This window comes from Clostridium sp. AF36-4 (assembly GCF_003435975.1).
GTDB lineage: Bacteria > Bacillota > Clostridia > Lachnospirales > Lachnospiraceae > Eubacterium_F.
Window position 1 is genome coordinate 1 of sequence record NZ_QTVH01000059.1, and the last position, 1,941, is coordinate 1,941.

The 1,941-nt window shown below is 35.1% G+C and carries 1 protein-coding gene and 1 pseudogene; one reads left to right on the top strand and one right to left on the bottom strand.

Annotation, left to right across the window (positions count from 1 at the left end; all coding sequences use genetic code 11):
• A partial coding sequence (locus DW005_RS13510) for a hypothetical protein (RefSeq protein ID WP_117480188.1) occupies positions 1-996 on the top strand: 996 nt, incomplete at its 5' end.
• A gap of 237 nt (positions 997-1,233) precedes the next feature.
• Here the strand turns inward: DW005_RS13510 and tnpA are convergent.
• Positions 1,234-1,625: pseudogene (tnpA, locus tag DW005_RS13515) on the bottom strand (IS200/IS605 family transposase).
• Positions 1,626-1,941 lie beyond the last annotated feature (316 nt).

Here is a 1,941-nt window from a genome sequence, read left to right on the forward strand (position 1 = left end):
ATGAAAAAAATTAAAATAATTTCAATGATATTAATTTTATGTATGTTATGTTCAGCTTGTGGGTGGACTTCGGAAGAAGTTGCCCCCATTCATACCGAAAACACAGAAATAAACAAGCTTTCCCCCTATCTGAGTATTACCCGGTCGTTTTATTCAGAGGAATCTGAATCAGGGATGGGCAGCAGATGCTTTTTTTATGATATTAAAGAAAAGAAACTGGAACAAAAAGGAACCGTGTCATATACTTCTTCACATCCACTTACTCTGTATTCAACCAGAAATGATAAGATATACTATTCGGCCTTTAGCGGAGAAGGAAAAGGAAACCAGATTTATTTAGATAATAATGAAACCGGAGAAAAAAAGACGGATCAATTTTGTGATTTTAATTATTTGATTCAGTGTGGGGAACAATATTTTATGGCAGCTGAATTACTACACCATTACTGTATTGAACCAATTGTCTGTGATGCGGAGTTTCAGAATTGCAGTCGCGTTATGTTCGATAAGAAAGATGACCGTTTCACATGGATGGTAAGTACGGTTCCAAAGGAAAATAAAATAGTTTTCTCTCATTATTCAGACAATGAAATGAGAGAAGCAGATGACGTAGAAGGTGGTAATGCACCTTCTAAAATTGCCATGCTCGATCTGGAGACAAAAAAGACAGAAACTGTTTATGAAACGAAATATTATATAGACGGAATAGCGTGTGAGGGAAAAAAGCTGATATTAAGTTGTGCACCAAATGGATTTACTACCAGACAGAAACATAAAATCTATGAGGTAAATTTAGATACAAAGAAGAGTGTAAGACTGAAACTGCCTTTTTATATAATGGATCAAATGGCTCTCTATGACAATATTCTGTATTTCTTAGGCTGGAAGGGGGATACAAGGGGCATATATGCTTACAATCTTACTACAAAAGAATATGACGTTATTATGGAAGAAGTAGAAGATGAATTTATCAATGGATTTTCATTAAATTATTAATCTGAAAAATTTGTTTTTTGCAACTTTTTTTCTTCCTGATTTGTTATATATAATGAACAACAAAATGTAGTCTCGGAAAATCGATGAAAAGACAATCAGCACCACTCGTCTAACGGGTGGTTTGCTCTGCGGCTATAAGCCTTTGTTACCGGTCAGTGACTAAAGGCGCTAGCTTTCACTTCGTTCAAGCTATCTTGCCTTTGCCGCTTTTGCCTACCCCTGAAAGGGGTATTTGTACTACTCGCTACCCTTAAAAGAGGTTCCGTACTCTCTTACGCTTAATTTGTCCATTGCTATGTCATGCGTTTCCTGTTCCTGTATATATTTCTTTATTGTTGCCTCATTTAAGCCTACTGTACTTACATAATAACCTTCTGCCCAGAAATGACGGTTTCCAAATTTGTACTTTAAATTTGCATGTTTATACTTACCAGCATATGTATATGGTCTGGCATTAAATGACCTTCTATTATTTCTACACCTTTATAACCACACAACTGTTTCAAAATATCACGAATGCTTTCTTTGTATTGATTATAAATTACTTTTCGCCTATACTTAGGTGTGAACACAATATGGTATTTACACATCCATTTTGTGTGGGACAGACTGTTTGCTTTTTTAGCCATTAAAATCATCTTTCCTTTCGTTATAAGATAGCTTGAACAAATGGAAAGCTGATTTTTTCTAATAACAACTTATCTTCCACCCACATAGCAGGTGGTTTTTTGTTTCCCATGGTTTCATTTCTCTTTTGAGAAACTCCGCTCGTAGTCAACAGACTAAAGTCCATAATAAAAAATGAGACATATAAATGGCTATGGCAGGGAGGAATAAAAAATGCTTATTTATGGGTCATTTTGGATAGCGGTTAAAAAATGCATGGCAGATAAGCCTATTAAAATGGTATGCCGCATTTGCCTATATCGAGTTTACTCGAATATA